The following is a 16,081-nucleotide window of genomic DNA, read 5'->3' as shown; positions in this document are numbered from 1 at the left end:
CGCCTTAAGCACCTTTTATTTACGCCTTATTCAAAGTCTCCTTGTAATTGAAAGTTGGCTCAAAGAGCTTACATCTATCCACCACATAGCGAGCACATAGCTTACAGTATCCAGCGAACAGGACGTCGCCGCCGTACACTATTAGGAGCCCCTTATGTCCATCGTAATTAAAGGCGGGGAAATATTCCGCTATTATTTTCGCTATCGTGTCGGCTAGATCTTCATCTTGCCTTGCTAATTCTACAAGCTCCTCAGGTCCCTTCGCGAGCTTAAGGAGCGCCTCTAGGAGGTTGTCGTTCAAAACCGACCAGTAGGGCGTTAACTTATTCAGCAGTTTACAGAGGCCTGGCCCGAAGTCAATGCCGTACTTGTGCTTGGCGGCTAACATCACCGAGGTATCGCAACCGAACGCGGCTACGTACTTTACTAAGCCTTTCAAGCGCGGGTGCACTATGCCGTCTTCGTCCACGGCCACGTAACCATCCCTCTCAAGATGCGCCAGCTCGTAATATGCCGTGGAAGTAGGCATACCCGCCGATTTGGCTATCTCATATCTGCTCGCCGGATATCTGGCTACAACTTCCTTGAGGAGGCCGAGGCGCTTCGAGGGCGCGTCGCTTCTGTAAAGCATTTATGGATAATGAAAATTATGTTCTTAAGACTATCGCTATCTCGTTATCGGTACGGGAATTGATACACACATTTTCTCCAAGAACTGAGTTCGTGTTCATTGTATTTACTATGTTAATATTGCTTCCGATATCTCCAATCGATTAGAAAGGCTTAAATAGTTAACATCGTTAACAACGCGTGGCCAAGAGGATAGCGCTCTTGGGCCCTCCCAACGTGGGGAAGTCGGCGTTGTTCTTCGCGCTCACTGGGCGATACGTCAAGACGGCGAATTACCCCGGCACGACCTTAGAGATAAACGTGGGCAGAATCAAGTGGACGGACGTGGAGATAGTGGATCTCCCAGGCGTGTTCAACCCGCGCAATCCCAGAGACGAGGACGAGAAGCTGGCGCTCGACGCGGCCCTCAAGGACTCATATGACGCTGTTATCGTAGTCGGCGCTCCGCACGCATTGAGGGAGGCGTTGGAGTTGGCCGAGATCGTGAGCAAACACAAGCCGGTGGCGTTTGTCTTGAACATGTCGGATATCGGAAAGCCCGAGGTGGACGCCAAGACCCTCGCCGCCGAGATGGGAGTCCCCGTCTTCTACACGTCCGCCGTCAAGCGCACCGGCGTTGCGGAGCTCGTCGAGTTCCTAAAGAAGTGGGATCCGAGGGGGCCCACGCCCGTTAAGCCCGTCGAGATCCCCTTGAGGCCTACGGCTAGAGTGGCCGGCGCGATATTCTCGAGGCCCTGGGCCGCCGCCTTAGCCCTCTTCGCCATCTCCACGGCCACTGTGTTGTTGTTGATGGCGGCCTTAGAGGGGATCCTCCCCTGGGGAGGACAAGCGCCGGGCTTGCTCCCGACGCTGGAGCGCTACCTCGACGCGGTCCCGGAGCTGATCTCCTCTGCGGGTCTTCCCCCCTTGCTTACGTCGTTTCTCGTCGACGGCCTTTGGACCGGCATATCGGCGTTGGTGGGCTTCTTGCCCTACGTGTTGGTGGCCTTGGTCATCGTGGTCTTTTACGAGGAGACGGGGATCATAGGCGCATTGACGAGGGCCGTCGAGTCCAAGCTGGTCGCGCTCGGCGTGCCGGGCAGAGGCCTCCTCTGCCTAGCCGTGGGCGGCATCTGCAACGTCCCAGCGCTCTCCATCACTAAGGTCATGTGGGGGAGGGGCAATAGGCTCTTGACGGCGCTCCTCGTGCCGTACGTGCCTTGCGCGGCTAGGCTCTCCTTGTTCGTGGCCATAGCGACGGCGGCGTTGGCCGAAAGGCCGTACCTAGTGCCCTTTGCCGTGTTCATCCCCTACGCGGTCTCGGCCCTTATCATACTGGCGGCCTCTGCCATATACAGTAGGGCCCTCCGCGCGAGGCCCCGCGTCGAGGGGCTCCCGCCTACTCCTCTGATGTTGCCCAACTGGAATATCTACGCGATTAAGATCTGGCACTACTTCAAGGACTTCTTCAAGAAGGCCGGCTTGTTGATAGCGCTTTTGCCGTCCGTCCTATGGCCCTTGACGGCGTTTGGGCCCGGCGGCCTCGCCGCGAGCCCGGCCGACTCGTGGATGGCGATAGCCGGCGAGCACCTCGGCGCCGTTCTCGCGCCTCTCGGCATACCGTGGCAGATCTCGGCGTCGCTTATAGCCGGCTATATCTTCAAGGAGGTCGTGTGGGGCTTTATGGAGGCCCTCGGCGCCACGGCGCTTCTGCCCAGCCTATCCCTGCCCTCCGTTCTCGCGTTGTTGGTGTTCCTGGCCGTCTACTCCGCCTGCATAGCGACTACCTCGTCCTTGATAAAGCTAGTGGGATGGCGCGCGACGCTGGCCTCCCTGGCCATCCAGCTGGCGTTGGGCCTCGCAGCCGCCTACGTAGTATACTACATAACCTTAATAATTTAGTCCTGGCCGGGGCGTCTCCTTAGAGGGCGCGTCGCATGCCCGCTCGCGTTCGACGAACTGTACCGCCTCTCCCGCGTAAATCATTTTTTACAAAGCCGTATCGCATTCATGGAGAGGCCCGACTACGCTGGAGGGGGTCTGAACTCCTTGTCCAACTCGCTCTTGGCCCACTTCGGGTTGCCGGAGAGGGGACCTCCCCTTAAGTTCGACCTGGGCGTCTCCTCGAGGAGGATCGCCTTAGTGTTGCTGGACGGCTTGGGATTCAATTTGTTCTCGAGGGTGGCGGCCGCCGATAAGTTCAGAGGAGTTTATAGGATATCCACGGTCTTCCCCTCGACCACGGCGTCCGCGTTGACCACGCTCTCAACTGGCCTCGCCCCTTGCCAACACGGCGTCGTGGCCTGGAGCTTCTACTTGAAGGAGGCGGGCGCCGTCGTGGACGCCCTCACAATGAGCCCTATGTTGGGCGAGAGGGACGGCCTCCACAACGCCGGATACGAGCTCAAGGCGCTTTTCCGCGCCCCCACAATATTCGCCGATATGGCAAAGGCCGGGGTGAAATCGCGGGTCCTCCTCCCGAGAGGCCTCAACGGAGGGATCAGCAGAATTCTCTACGAGGGGGCCGAGGTGTTCGAGTACGTCTCCCACCACGACGCCTTGATAAACGCAGGCCGCTTCCTAAGCCAACACGACGCGGCTCTGGCCTACGTCTACATCCCCACCATAGACAGCGTGGAGCATAAATACGGCCCCCGCTCGGAAGAGGCTACGGCGACGGCCGAGGGCCTCCTCGACGACGTTTTGAAGCTCGCCGAGCGGCACCTCAAAGGCGCTGACGTCTTGTTGACTGCAGACCACGGCCACGAGGAGATATCCCGCAACGAGGACTTGACCAAGGACTCCGAGCTGTTGAGGGCTCTGGAGGCGCCTCCATTCGGCGATCCGAGATCGCTGCACTTGAAGACGTCGATAGACAGGCGCGGCCTCGAGGCCCTTCTGGCCAACCACGGCGAATTCCAGCTCATGACCAAGGAGGAGGCCGTCGGGGCCGGTTTGTGGGGGCCGTGCGAGGGCGGCTTCGTCGACAGGTTGGGCGACTATTTAGCACTGCCCGGCAGAGGCTTAGCCGCGATTTATCTGTTCAAGCGCAAGAACGAGGACCCTCTGAAGTTCAGGGGACATCACGGCGGATTGACCGAGGACGAGCTCTACGTGCCGCTCGTCGTGATATAAGCTTAAAAATCAGCAAGCGTTACTCTATATGGCCAAGAAGGTATTGATAATAGCTGGAGATGCCGTGGAGGCCTTGGAGATCTTCTACCCCTACTATAGGCTTAAGGAGGAGGGGTTCGAGGTAGACGTCGCGGCCCCCTCTAAGAAGGACTTGAGGACAGTCGTACACGACTTCGAGCCCGGCTGGGAGACCTACAGCGAGAAGCCGGGGTATCTGTTCAAGTGGGTCACTAAGACCTTGGCAGAGGTAAAGCCCGAGGAGTACGACGGCCTAGTGATACCGGGCGGGAGGATGCCGGAGTACGTGAGGGTGGTGGCGTCGGAGGACGTGAAGAGGATCGTGAGGCATTTCTTCGAGCACAATAAGCCCGTCGCGGCTATATGTCACGCCCCCTTGATCCTCGCAGTTGCCGGGGTCATTAAGGGCAAGAGGATGACCAGTTACATAGCCGTTAAGCCCGAGGTGGAGAACAACGGCGGCATATGGGTCGACCAAGAGGTAGTCGTGGACGGGAACTTGGTGACCGCCAGGGCGTGGCCGGACAACCCGGCTTGGATGAGGGAGTTCATAAAACTCCTCAAATCGCGATAGATTTTTTCCCTACTCCTTTTATCTGATGTCGTGGATGTAGTCGTAGAGCTCGAGGACGTAGGGCTTTAGCTTCCCTTCCCTCACTAGCCTCTCCACCTCCTCCCTCTGCGTAAAGATCGCCCTCAACGCGGCGTCCCTCTCCTCGTCCGGCAACGGCGCCAGCGCCATGATCAAGCGCCCGCCGTGTTGTAAGTACATGGGCGACTTGAGCTTAGCCCTCAAGATCTCCATTATGACGGGCGCGAAGGACCTATCGAAACGCGGTTGGTTCTCCACGACGGCTTTCTCCAACTCCTCCTCGGCGATGGACCCAACGATCCTCCTCGCGGTCTCTCTCGGCGACTGGTATCTGAACGGGCCCGCCTTGTAGGCATCGGCGATAGCCCTCTTCACCTTCTCCGCGAACCTCGACAAGATCCTCTCGGCGGCTATGCGATCCAAGTCGTCGTAGAAGGCCAGAGTCCACTCCATGTGGAGGTCCCACAGCTTGTCGAAGAGCTCCTCCGTGAAGCGCGTCCCCGCTTGAACCTTTATTCTGTCCTCAGCAGGTATAACGCCGAGGCTAGTCCTGGCGGGTCCTTTGAAGGCCCCGTCCTTCGTGATCGCCGCGTTGTGTCTGAGCAAGGTCCAGAGCCACGTCGAGAATATGCGGTAGGTGGCCAGGTCGTTCATGAAACGTTGCCCCAGCTCGTAGTCGTCTATGGCAGCCGCGAGGTTGCCGTTGAGCAGCTGGAAGCCGTAGTTGGCGGCCATGTAGAACGCGTGTTGTATGTGCTCGGCGGTGATGTCTCCCTTGGGCGGCTCGAAGAGGGCGCTCCAGAGGTCCTTGCCTCCCCACAGCTCCGGGTTGTTAATGAGCTTCTCCGGCGTGTCCAACATATCGGGCCTTATCACCCAAGGCGTTATGTTGCCCTGCTCGTCTATGAGGCCGAGCCTCACGAAGAGCTGCCTCTCTTGCTCCGTCAAGCCGCTGTCGACTGCCGGTATCCTAACGCCGTCCACCTCGACGTACTTGACGGGGCGGTTGATCATCTGTTGGAGCTCCTCGAGGCTTGCGCGCAAGGGCTCGTTGCCGGCCCTCACGTAGGACTCCTCCGGCGTCGCCACCCAGCTCTGCCTGAAGAGGTCGAAGAGCTTGCCTTTGACCTTGCCGTCCAGTATATCCTTTAAGACGACCTTCTTCACGGGCTCCTCGGCAAAGAAGATAAGGCCTATTAGCCTCTCCCTCAGCTTGTCCAGCCAAATAGCCCTAAGCGCTCTTGCGTTGAAGCGGTGGCGTTGGTAGGGGTCGTCTTGTCTGTACAACATGACGGCGGCCATGCCGCCTACAGGGCCGGCGTTTAGCCTCCCCTCTTTGTCCAACCCCGCCATTAGGCACACGAGCGCGTTCCACTTCTGGTACGCCATCATGATGGGGTGCGTCATGGTGATGTTCTGGGGATCCGGGTACACCGCCTCGTCTTTCCACATCTCGATCAGAGAGCCCAAGTAATCCCAACGGCCGTTGTTGCTCTTCACCAGCCTCTCCCGCCATATCCAGAAGATCACAGGCAAGTATATCCCGGCTCTGGCCTCCTCGTAGAGCACGGCTATCTTGAGCTCCCCCCGCCTCAGCCCTAGCTTGTCCTCAACTCTGCGCAACAACTTCTCCACCACTAACGCCTCGTCGGGCGTCTGCGTCTTGGGGATGTAGAAGTAAACGCCGGACCCCGCCTTTTTCAACAAATCGTAGTTGTTCACTGTATATATCACCACGGAGGTTATTATGGCGGGGACGGGCCTTCCGTCGACCCTGATGTCGAAGTCCAATATATGTAGCCCCGGTACCCTGTGGATAAGCGTCGGCCACTTCTCCCTCGGCTTCCTTATCTTGTACTCCTTGCCCCCCTCGTAGTAGGGCTGCGGCACATCGCCCCGCAATACCTTGTTCACTACGCGCCTGGCCTCCCACACCGCTGCGACAGTCCGCCCGGAGCCTCGCGGTATGTACCACGCAGGGGAGGCGTCCTCCTCGTCCTCCATCATCGCCGCCACGTCGGCGTTTATTTGGTGGATTGCTCTGCTCATGGGGAACCACGGCCCCGTTATCTCGAGGCCTGGGTTCTTCAACGGGTGGAGGTCGTCCGGCACGGGCGCGTTCCAGTTGAGCCCCCAGCGCAAGGGCGTGTCGCGGCCCAGGAGGTTGTCTATTAGGCCTTGCACGATCTCCCTAAACGTGCGGACGTTGCCGTCGGCGTCCGTGAACTTCTCATCCCAAGGAAACGCCGCCTTGGCCCTCACGGGCCTCTTGTCGTTGAGCCACTCGCGCCTAGCCCTCACCACACGGTCTATCTCCCCCCTCAACTCCTTGGTCAACTCCTCTATTAGTCCCTCGACCGAGACCACGCGGCCGTTGACGACCTTCTCGCCGAGGAGATCGCCGTATTCGCGTTTGACGATAGGATTGATTTCTATCATGGACAACACAAAGAGGCGCATTTTTAAGTATTCTATGAGGTTATACTTCCTTTTTCGACAATAAACGAAGTAAATATTTTAAAATATCGTAAATCATAGACCTATGTACACACAACCCGAACTGTTCTTCGGAAATCCCGTTTTAACTATATTTATCGACCTAAGCCCAATTCTATTACTCTTCGTACTATTGGCGGGCCTACGCCAATCTGCGTGGAAGGCCACTCTCATAGCCTCCTTGTTCACGTTGTTCTTCGCCATAGCGCTCGGCGTCCCTCCCGACCAGACCGCCGCGGCGTGGGCCATCGGCGCGTTGTTCGGCGTCTGGAGTATATCGTGGTTGATATTCTGGGGCGTCGCGTGGTTCAACACTTGGAGGTTGACCGGCCATCTCGACGCCTTTAAGTACTGGATGTTCCAAAATATCACGCAGGATATGCGGGTTTTGACAATAGCCTTAGTCTGGGCCCTCGGCGCGTTGATAGAGGGATTGATAGGTTTCGGATCTCCGTGGGCGTATATAGTGCCCATATTGGTATCGTTGGGGCTACCGACGTTGAGGGCTATAACCATAATGGCCGTGGCCAACACCGCCCCCGTCTCCTACGGGGCATTCGGCATACCGGTGATCACGCTTGCCGGCGTCACGGGCCTCCCCTTGATGTTCACATCGTCTGCAGTCGCCCACGTAGTCGCAGTGTTGGCCATGGTGATAACGTTCTTGCTCTTGTATTTAATAGACGGGTGGAGGGGCATACGCGAGGCGTGGCCTGCCGCGCTGATGGGAGGGCTGGGATATATTTTGGGCCAATACACCACGGCAGTATATCTAGGCCCCTACCTCCCTGATATAATAGGCTCTATTACCGCCTTCTTGTTCATAATTGCCCTCTCCCGCGTCTGGCGTCCGGCTAACATCGTCAAGCCGCCCCGTTTGGATATAAACGCGGTGGATAACGACAAGGTGGTCAGGGCGTGGATTTCGTTAATAATCTTCGTGGCGGTTATGGGTCTCTGGAACTCGCCCATATCCCCCTTCGTTAAGTTCTCCCTCGCGACCTTCAAGGTGTCGGCCTTCTCGACCGTGTTGAACAAGACGGTGGCCGTGTCCTATTCCTTCAACCCCTTCGCCACAGGCACGTCGGCCCTCATCGCGTGGCTCATCACGTTGCCCATCATGGGGGCCACTAAGCGCGTCGTAGCGGAGGCGCTGAAGACCACGTGGAGGCAAATGTGGGGCGCCGTCTTGACCGGCGTCTTCGTAATAAGCTTGGGCTACGTCTTCAACTTCAGCGGGATGGCCTACAGTTTAGCCCATCTAGCGACCGGCGTCGGTCTCCTCTTCCTAGTGATATCCCCGTTCCTGGGCTGGCTAGGGGCCGCGCTCACTGGGAGTAATACTTCCTCCAACGCGCTCTTCGGCCCGTTCCAAGCGGCGATGGCCACGTTATTGGGCATGCCGGCGGGTCTCCTCCCAGCTCTACAGAGCGTGGGGGCCGAGCTGGGGAAGCCCGTCGCGCCGCAGACTGTATCGACGGGCGTCTCGACGTCTGAATACGTAAGGCGCGAGGGCGAGGTTATCAGAAACAACTTAAGATATTCTATATCTCTAGTATTTGTGTTAGTCCTAATCGGCGCGTTGTACTTGTTGTTGTTCCCATGGCCGTTCATGCTACATTGAACGCGTTCGCGAAAAAGGCGCGCGAGATCTTGGGCGAGGGGGGCGTCCTCTTGGACGAGGTGGATCTGCTCGTATACGAGCAAGACGGGACCTTGGCGCTTAGGGGGAGGGCCGATGTGATAGTCTTCCCGCGCACTACTGAGGAGATGGCCAAGGTAGTGGAGCTGGCCTATAATTACGGCCTCCCAATAGTAGGCAGAGGCTCCGGCACTAGCCTCAGCGGCGGCGCAGTTCCGGTCAAGGGCGGCGTCGTCGTGAGCACGGCCCGCATGAATAGGATTTTGGAAATCGACTTGGACAACGAAGTGGCCGTGGTCCAAGCCGGCGTGGTGAACGACTGGATAAACTCCTACCTCGCGCGCATGGGCTACCAATACCCCATCGATCTGGGGTATCAATATACGGCGGATCCCGGCTCGCAGAGGGTGTCCACGATAGGCGGTAACATAGCGCACAACTCAGGAGGGGTCAAGTGTTTCAAATACGGGGTAACCGTGAACCAGCTCAGAGGCCTCACCGTGGTTCTGCCTACGGGCGAGGTCAGAAGGATCGGCGGCAAGGAGTTCGAACAAGTCGGCTACGACCTAATAGGCCTCTTGACGGGGTCTGAAGGCACTTTGGCGCTAGTCGCCGAGGCCATCGTGAGGATAGTCCCCACGTATGAGTCCTCCGTCACTATATTGGCTAAGTTCGACGACTTATCGACCGCCGGCCGCGCCGTGTCCGCCGTCATCGCGTCGGGCGCTATGCCCGTGGCCATGGAGCTGATGGACAAACTCGCCGTGGAGGCCGTGGAGTCGGGGCCCTACGCCGCCGGCCTCCCCAAAGACGCCGAGGCCGTTTTGTTGATACAAGTAGAGGGATCCCTGCCTGGCGCTAAGGAGGAGGCCGCGAAAGTCGCCGAGATTTTGAGGAGGAGCGGCGCTGTAGGGGTCGAGGTAGTGGAGGATCCAGCCAAGGCGGCTAAGATATGGGCCGCCAGGAAGCAAGCCTTCGGCGCCATGGGCTTCGTGGGCCCCAACTACGTCGTCGAGGACGGCACGATACCCCGGAAGAAGCTGGCCGAGGCCTTGATGTTGGCGAGGGCCGCGGGGGCCAAGAGGGGCCTCAGAGTGGCCAACGTGTTCCACGCAGGCGACGGCAATCTACACCCCTTGATCCTCTACGACGAGAGGAAGCCCGGCGAGAGGGAGAGAGCCATCGAGGCGGGGGAGGAGATCTTGGAGGCTTGCGTGGAGCTCGGCGGAACCATAACGGGAGAACACGGAGTTGGGTACATGAAGAAGAAGCTATTGCCCAAGATGTACAAGAGGGAGGAGATAGAGCTCATGAAGGCCATAAAGGCGGCGTTCGACCCCAAGGAGCTCATGAACCCAGGCAAGATATTCCCATGAGGCCCAAGTCCGCGGAGGAGCTGGCGGAGGCCATAAACGAGGCCAACAAGGAGGGGAGGAGGTTGTTGCCGGTCTGCAAGGGCTCGAAGGCCCATCTAGGGCCGCCCGTGGAATACGACGAGGAGCTCCAGCTGGGCGATATGCCGAAGGCCGTGGAGGTGGACGAGGAGGAGATGGTGGCGAGGGTCTCTGCGTGTGTGGGCATCGACGAGCTTCAGAAAGAGCTCAGGAAGAGGGGCCGGAGGCTCGCCCTAGATCCCCCCTTGTTCCGGAAGTCGTCTATAGGAGGGGTCTTGGCCACTAACTTCTACGGCCCCATGGCCTACCGATATATGACGCCCAGAGATCAACTTCTCAGCGTTAGGATAGTGACCGGCGAGGGGAAGTTGATGAAGTTCGGCGCGCCGGTCATGAAGGACGTGGCCGGCTATAACATAAAAAGGCTCGTGGCGGGCTCGTGGGGGACCCTCGCGGTGATAGTGGAGGCGTATATGCGCATATACGCATTGCCCGACTCCGTAGCCGTCCTGGCCACTAGCAGAAGGCCGCTGGGCGAGTTGAGGAGGTTGCGCCCCGCAGGCGCGGTCGAGTCCGACGGCGTCCTCTACTTGAGGTTCGAGGGGGTTAAGTCGGAGGTCGAGTATAGGCTCTCGGCGGCCGGCAGAGGGGATGTCCTCTACGGGGAGGAGGCCGAGGAGAAATGGGCCGAGGTCACGGAGGCGGAGGGCCTCTTCGCGTCGAGCCGACTCGTCAAGGTCGTGGCCCCGCCTGCCTCTCTGCCGGAGCCCCCGCCCGGCGTTAGGCACCTCCGCTACCCGCTCCTCGGCGTGATGTACCTCGCCGGCGAGCCCCCATCCGGCGTCAAGGCCTATTGGCTAAGGCCTCGGAGGAAGTGGGAGGTGGAGAACGCCGATTTGATGGCCAAGATAAAACGCATCTTCGACCCCAACGGAGTGCTCTCCCCTGGGAGGTTGCCATGACGGCCTTCGACGAGCTCTATCGTTGCGTCCATTGCGGCTTTTGCCTCCCCACTTGCCCCACCTACTTGGCCACAGGCCTCGAGGGGAACAGCCCGAGGGGCAGGCTACACCTCATGAGGGCGGTGGTGGAGGGGAGGGCCAAGGCCGAGGGCAAGCTCTTGGAATACCTAGACGCTTGCGTGTACTGCCTCCGGTGCGAGACCGCTTGTCCATCAGGCGTTAAATACGGCGAGGCCTACGAGGAGTTCTTCAGGAGGTACAGGAAAGAGATGCAGTCAGTGAGCTACGACCGCTATATCCCGCTCTTCAACGTTTTGAACACGAAGCTCGGCTTGGCGATCGCCCCCTATGTCAAGTCCCTATCCCGCGAGCTGAGGCCCATGGTCTCCGGAGGCGATATCTCCGACTTGGTCGGGAAGGTCTACGAGGCGAAGGGGGAGGTCAAGGGGAGGGTCGCGTTGTTCGCGACCGACGAGTGTATCTCGTGGCGTTATAGGAGAGGCGTCGTCGAGGCGGCCATCAGAGTGCTCACTTGGAACGGCTACGAGGTGGTCGTGCCGCGCTTCGGCTGTTGCGGCGCCCCCTATAGGCACAGCGGGCAGTTCGAGAAAGCGGAGGCCTTAGCGCGTCGGAACCTCTCCGTCCTTAACGACGCGGGGGACGTAGACGCCTTGGTGGTCCCCAATTCGGGCGGATGCCAAGCGGAGCTCCTAAGATATATGCGCGGCCGCCCGGTCGTGGACGCGATGCAGCTGTTGGCAGACGGCATAAGGGGCAATCTAGGCAAGGTCGAGATGAAGCTGGCCGTTCAACACAGCTGCCATCTCATGAACGTGGCCAAGGCCCACGACGTGGTGCTCAAGGTCTTGTCGAAGGTGCCCGGCTTGTCCCTAGTGCCTCTGCCCAGCGCCGACGTGTGTTGCGCCGGCGGGAACATGTACCCGTTGAGGCACCGCGATATCGCGGATGCTATTCTCGATAAGAAGAGGGAGGAGGTCAAGACGATTTCGCCAGACGGCATATTGGTAGAGAGCCCCTCTTGTCTACAACAAATGTCTAAGTTGGGCCTTGAGGTGTACTTCCCGCTGGAGCTATTGGATTTATCGTATCGGAACGGCGGAAATGAGGGCTATGCGGAGTTGAGGGGGAGGCCGTTGCGGACATAGGCAAGCAACAGAGTGCCGGGACCTCGTCTCGCCGCTCTGGGGTTTCAGAGGCCCAGCCCGCCGTCTCTCACAACTTGGCGACGGATGAGAGCATATTCGGCGGCGGATTCCGCCCCCGTTCCGAGGGACATAAGCGCATACCGCGTAGGCCCTACTTCTTCTCCATCTTAAGGACGTATTCGACGAGCTCCCGCGCGACGTCCACGCCGCTGGCCCTCGAGACCGCCTTGAACTCAGGCACAACGTTCACCTCGCCCACGTAGTAAACGCCGTCGCCTATCAATATATCGACCCCGGCGTATTCGGCATTGAGGGCTCTAGCCGCCTTGACCGCTAAGCTCTCGAGCTCCGGAGACGGCTTTATCCTCTCCACTATCCCTCCCCTCGCCGCGTTGCTACGCCAATCGCCAGGTGGCGGCCTTCTGATCATGGCCGCGACGACCCTATAGCCTATCACGAACGCCCTTATATCGGTCCCGTCCCCCACGCGTTCTTGGACCAGGTACAACTCGTCGGGATCGGCGCCTTTTAGGAGGGCCTCCACGTCCTCCTTGGATCTGGCCAACGCGACCTTTCTGCCCCAGCTCCCGAAGGCGGGCTTGACTATGAGCTCCTTCGAGTCCGGCGCGGCCGGGGCCAGGCGGGTTCTAGGTATCGGCAGCCCCGATGCCCGGAGCATGGCCAAGGCCACGGCCTTGTTCCACCCGGCCGCCAAGGCCCTCCAGCCGTTGACGGCGACAGCTCCCGACGCCTCCACGTGGGCCGCCGCCACGATGGCCTTGTTGTGGCTGAGCGTCCTTATCAAGTACACGCCCTCCTCGACGTCCTCGTTCAAGCTCAGCCCGTCGATCTTCACGAGGTCCAGCCTAGCGCCGAGCCTCTCGGCCGCCTTCAACAACATCCTCTCTTCCTCCTTTAAGATATCGACGACCAGCTTCACCACGGCTCCGCCTTGAGCTCGCCCCCTTCCCTCAGCCAATTGAACGCGTTGGCCAGCTCTAGGCCCAACGAGGGGTGCAACACCAGGGGGGTCGAGGTGTCCGCCGCCACGCGCCTAATGGCGTAGTCCTTCTCGGGCGTGACGCCCGCCGTTATAACTATGTCCACTTTTTTCCACTTGATCATCTCGACGACGTCGGGGGCGGGCTCCAGGAGCTCCAGCCACTCCAACCTCCTCCTTATCTCCTCCACGTCCTTGAGGTACGCCTCGTCGAATGTGTAAACTAAGGCGTTCCTCCTCGGCAGCTTGTTCGGCTGGGCCGAGAGCCAGCTCTTGAGGAGCGCCTCCTCGAAGACGTCGCCGAACGAGGCGACCTCCCCCGTGCTGTACATGACGGGGCCGAGCCTCGGGTAGGCCCCTCTGATTCTGCTCCAAGAGAATTGAGCTGTCTTCACCCACCACTTAGACGGCCTCAACACAGTGAGCTCGCCCTCGTAGGGCAACCTCTCCCTCGTCAAGACGTCGGCGACGAGCGACATGTAGTTCACGCCCGTGGCCTTGCTCACGAAGGGCATGGAGCGGCTCACCCTCAAGTTCGCCTCTATTACGTACACGTCGTCCAGCACTATGAACTGGACGTTGAGGGGCCCCTTGACGTCGAGCTCCCTGGCTATCGTGTAGGCGATCTCGGCCATCTTCTCGACGGCCCAGCTGGGCGTCTTGCGAGGCGGCATGACCATCGTGGAGTCCCCCGAGTGTACGCCCGGGGGCTCCACGTGCTCTATCGGCGTCACCACGGCCCTCCTCCCGTCGGAGACGGCGTCGACCTCGGCCTCTATCCCCCACGGCATGAACTTGGACACGACGACGGGGTACTCGCCGCTCACCCTAGCGGTCTTGGTGAGGAACTCCGTGAGCTCCCTCCCGTTCCTCGCCACGGCCATGTAGGTGCCCCCTAGCACGTAGCTGGGCCTCAACAACACCGGATATCCTAGATCCTCCGCCAGCTTTAAGGCCTCCTCGACGCTCTTGGCGTAGAACCAAGGCGGTTGCCTTATGCCTAGCTTGTCCAAGAGCCTCGAGAACTTGCTCCTGTCCTCGGCCAAGTCCACCGAGTGCGCGCGAGTGCCGCCGATCCTCACGCCGAGCGCCTCCAGCCTGGGGTAGAGCCTTTGTCCTATCTGGCCGCCCGCGTATAGTACCACTACCGGTCCTCCTTCTTTTTCGTATATGTCGAAGATCCTCTCCGCCGTTATCTCGTCGAAATACAGCTTGTCCACGATGTCCCAATCGGTCGACACAGTCTCGGGGTTGTAGTTTAACACAGCGACGCGATGGCCCCTCTTCTTTAGCTCCAAGGCCAAGTTTACGGTAGACCAGTCGAACTCGACCGACACGCCGATTCTGAAAACTCCGGCGCCCACCACGAGGTAGTCCACCTTGGGCGCCAGCTCGTCGAGCTCGCCGCCGTATGTCAAATATAGGTAGTTCGTCTCGGCGGGCCACTCGCCGGCGAGCGTGTCTATCTTCTTGACGACGGGCCTCCGCCTCCTTTTGGCCATCTCCTCGGGCCTAACGCCTTGGGCCAACGCTATCTGCTCGTCGGAGAACCCGAGCCTCTTCGCCTCCTCTATCAGCTCCGGCGTCGCCTCGGCCGACTCGAGGGCTTTCCACACGTCCACGACCCTCTTTATGGCGTTTAGGAAGAACTTATCGACTTTGGTCAACTCGTAAATCTGGTCGACAGTGGCGCCCAAGTATAGGGCCTTCGCGGCGTAGATGGGCCAATAGGGCAAGTGGCGCTCGAGGGCCTTGAGGGCCTCCTCCAATGTCGCGGACTTAAAGAGAGGGCCGCCGACTAGGCCGGGCTCTCCGATGTCTATCATGCGCACGGCCTTCTGCCAGGCCTCCTCCAAGTTGCGGCCTATGGCCATGGCCTCGCCTATCGACATCATCTCGGGCCCCAGCCCCTCCTCCACGCCGAACCGGTCGTTCTCCCATCTGGGGTGCTTCACGACTATGTAGTCCAAGGACGGCTCGAAGGCCGCCACGGTGCGCCTAGTCACTTGGTTCAAGACCTCGTCTAGGCGATAGCCCAACGCCAACTTCGCGGCTATATAGGCCAGGGGATATCCAGAGGCCTTGGAGGCCAGCGCGCTAGAGCGCGACATGCGCGGGTTCGTCTCTATCGCGTACTGCTCCGGCCCGGCGTAGTTGATCGCGACTTGGACGTTCCCCTCGCCGATAAGGCCTATCGCCCTTTCTACTGCTATGGAGATATCTCTGGCCGTCTGGTACTCGTCGTCCGTGAGCGTTTGGCAGGGGGCCACTACTATGGAATCGCCCGTGTGGTACCCCATGGGGTCCACGTTCTCCATGCACACCACGGCGGCCACGTTGTCGTAGGCGTCCCTCACGACCTCGAACTCCACCTCCTTCCAGCCCTCGAGGTACTTCTCCACGAGGACTTCGCCTATGGCGGACTGCGCGAAGGCCTTGTATATCCGGGACTCGAGCTCGGCGCGGCTCTTAGCCTTGAAGGCCCCGGCGCCGCCGAGGTTGAAGGACACGCGCACCATCACGGGGTACCCCAGCTCCTCAGCCGCCGCGAGGGCCTCCTCGGGGCTCCTCGCCGAGCGGCTAGGCGGTATGGGGATCCCGGCCTCCCTCATGGTCTTCTGGAAGAGCTCCCTCGAGAGGGCCTTCCTTATGCCCTCGACGGGCGTCCCGACGACCTTCACGCCGTATTTCGAGAGGACGCCGGAGTCGTGGAGCTCGACGCAGGCAGAGAGCGCCGTCTGGCCCCCGAAGCCGCAAGCTATGGCGTCAGGCCTCTCGCGCTCTATTACGCGCTCCAGGAAGTCCTTGTTTACGGGGAGGAAGTAGACGCGATCGGCGAGGATTTTCGAGGTCTGGATAGTGGCCACGTTGGGGTTCACCAAGACGGTCTCTATGCCCTCCTCCTTGAAGGCCTTCAACGCTTGAGAGCCCGAGTAGTCGAACTCGGCGGCCTCGGCTATTTTTATAGCGCCTGAGCCCACGACGAGGATCTTCCTAACGTCCATGGCGCCCCGCAACGGCCTCGTTGTTCGCTAACGCGATCGCCCCGACGACATCAACTCCTCGA

The 16,081-nt window shown here is 59.8% G+C and carries 11 protein-coding genes; 7 read left to right on the top strand and 4 right to left on the bottom strand.

Annotation, left to right across the window (positions count from 1 at the left end; genetic code table 11):
• Positions 1–19: 19 nt before the first annotated feature.
• Positions 20–631 (bottom strand): helix-turn-helix domain-containing protein, encoded by a 612-nt coding sequence (locus ACZ5PA_RS07555; RefSeq protein ID WP_464929735.1) that lies wholly within the window; start codon positions 629–631, stop codon positions 20–22.
• A gap of 179 nt (positions 632–810) precedes the next feature.
• Here ACZ5PA_RS07555 and ACZ5PA_RS07550 point away from each other — a divergent pair, with 179 nt between their 5' ends.
• From ACZ5PA_RS07550 to ACZ5PA_RS07540, 3 genes are all read left to right on the top strand, one after another.
• Positions 811–2,511, top strand: a complete 1,701-nt coding sequence (locus ACZ5PA_RS07550) for a FeoB small GTPase domain-containing protein (protein WP_464929734.1) — start codon at positions 811–813, stop codon at positions 2,509–2,511.
• Between the two features lie 108 nt (positions 2,512–2,619).
• Positions 2,620–3,744 (top strand): alkaline phosphatase family protein, encoded by a 1,125-nt coding sequence (locus ACZ5PA_RS07545; RefSeq protein ID WP_464929733.1) that lies wholly within the window; start codon positions 2,620–2,622, stop codon positions 3,742–3,744.
• Between the two features lie 28 nt (positions 3,745–3,772).
• The gene (locus ACZ5PA_RS07540; protein ID WP_464929732.1) at positions 3,773–4,336 is read left to right on the top strand and encodes a DJ-1/PfpI family protein; all 564 of its coding nucleotides are present in this window, start codon (positions 3,773–3,775) and stop codon (positions 4,334–4,336) included.
• A gap of 18 nt (positions 4,337–4,354) precedes the next feature.
• Here ACZ5PA_RS07540 and ACZ5PA_RS07535 read toward each other — a convergent pair whose 3' ends face one another.
• Complete coding sequence (locus ACZ5PA_RS07535) at positions 4,355–6,793, bottom strand: malate synthase (RefSeq protein ID WP_464929731.1); 2,439 nt, start codon at positions 6,791–6,793, stop codon at positions 4,355–4,357.
• 103 nt (positions 6,794–6,896) lie between these two features.
• On the opposite strand from ACZ5PA_RS07535, the gene ACZ5PA_RS07530 reads away from it, so the two are divergent.
• From ACZ5PA_RS07530 to ACZ5PA_RS07515, 4 genes are read left to right on the top strand one after another with little or no spacing between them, the layout of a single operon-like run.
• On the top strand, positions 6,897–8,474 hold the full coding sequence (locus ACZ5PA_RS07530; protein WP_464929730.1) for an L-lactate permease: 1,578 nt from the start codon (positions 6,897–6,899) through the stop codon (positions 8,472–8,474).
• The gene (locus ACZ5PA_RS07525) at positions 8,471–9,868 is read left to right on the top strand and encodes an FAD-binding oxidoreductase (RefSeq protein WP_464929729.1); all 1,398 of its coding nucleotides are present in this window, start codon (positions 8,471–8,473) and stop codon (positions 9,866–9,868) included. Before ACZ5PA_RS07530 ends, ACZ5PA_RS07525 begins: the two co-directional genes overlap by 4 nt.
• Positions 9,865–10,848, top strand: a complete 984-nt coding sequence (locus tag ACZ5PA_RS07520) for an FAD-binding oxidoreductase (protein ID WP_464929728.1) — start codon at positions 9,865–9,867, stop codon at positions 10,846–10,848. Before ACZ5PA_RS07525 ends, ACZ5PA_RS07520 begins: the two co-directional genes overlap by 4 nt.
• A complete protein-coding gene (locus tag ACZ5PA_RS07515; protein WP_464929727.1) occupies positions 10,845–12,014 on the top strand; it encodes a (Fe-S)-binding protein in 1,170 nt (389 codons plus the stop codon). The genes ACZ5PA_RS07520 and ACZ5PA_RS07515 overlap by 4 nt, the downstream gene beginning before the upstream one ends.
• A gap of 151 nt (positions 12,015–12,165) precedes the next feature.
• On the opposite strand, the gene ACZ5PA_RS07510 is transcribed toward ACZ5PA_RS07515, so the two are convergent.
• Together ACZ5PA_RS07510 and carB are read right to left on the bottom strand one after the other, a co-directional pair.
• Positions 12,166–12,957: an ATP-grasp domain-containing protein gene (locus ACZ5PA_RS07510; RefSeq protein ID WP_464929726.1), complete on the bottom strand. Its 792-nt coding sequence runs from the start codon at positions 12,955–12,957 to the stop codon at positions 12,166–12,168.
• Complete coding sequence (carB, locus tag ACZ5PA_RS07505) at positions 12,951–16,019, bottom strand: carbamoyl-phosphate synthase (glutamine-hydrolyzing) large subunit (RefSeq protein ID WP_464929725.1); 3,069 nt, start codon at positions 16,017–16,019, stop codon at positions 12,951–12,953. Before carB ends, ACZ5PA_RS07510 begins: the two co-directional genes overlap by 7 nt.
• Positions 16,020–16,081 lie beyond the last annotated feature (62 nt).

It is taken from the genome of Thermoproteus thermophilus (assembly GCF_055392855.1).
This window is presented reverse-complemented; position numbering and strand designations above follow the sequence as displayed.

Coding starts and splice junctions, on each gene's coding strand:
- ACZ5PA_RS07520 (WP_464929728.1), top strand. CDS start 9,865: ATGAGGCCCAAGTCCGCGGAGGAGCTGGCGGAGGCCATAAACGAGGCC.
- ACZ5PA_RS07540 (WP_464929732.1), top strand. CDS start 3,773: ATGGCCAAGAAGGTATTGATAATAGCTGGAGATGCCGTGGAGGCCTTG.
- ACZ5PA_RS07545 (WP_464929733.1), top strand. CDS start 2,620: ATGGAGAGGCCCGACTACGCTGGAGGGGGTCTGAACTCCTTGTCCAAC.
- carB (WP_464929725.1), bottom strand. CDS start 16,019: ATGGACGTTAGGAAGATCCTCGTCGTGGGCTCAGGCGCTATAAAAATA.
- ACZ5PA_RS07515 (WP_464929727.1), top strand. CDS start 10,845: ATGACGGCCTTCGACGAGCTCTATCGTTGCGTCCATTGCGGCTTTTGC.
- ACZ5PA_RS07530 (WP_464929730.1), top strand. CDS start 6,897: ATGTACACACAACCCGAACTGTTCTTCGGAAATCCCGTTTTAACTATA.
- ACZ5PA_RS07535 (WP_464929731.1), bottom strand. CDS start 6,793: ATGATAGAAATCAATCCTATCGTCAAACGCGAATACGGCGATCTCCTC.
- ACZ5PA_RS07555 (WP_464929735.1), bottom strand. CDS start 631: ATGCTTTACAGAAGCGACGCGCCCTCGAAGCGCCTCGGCCTCCTCAAG.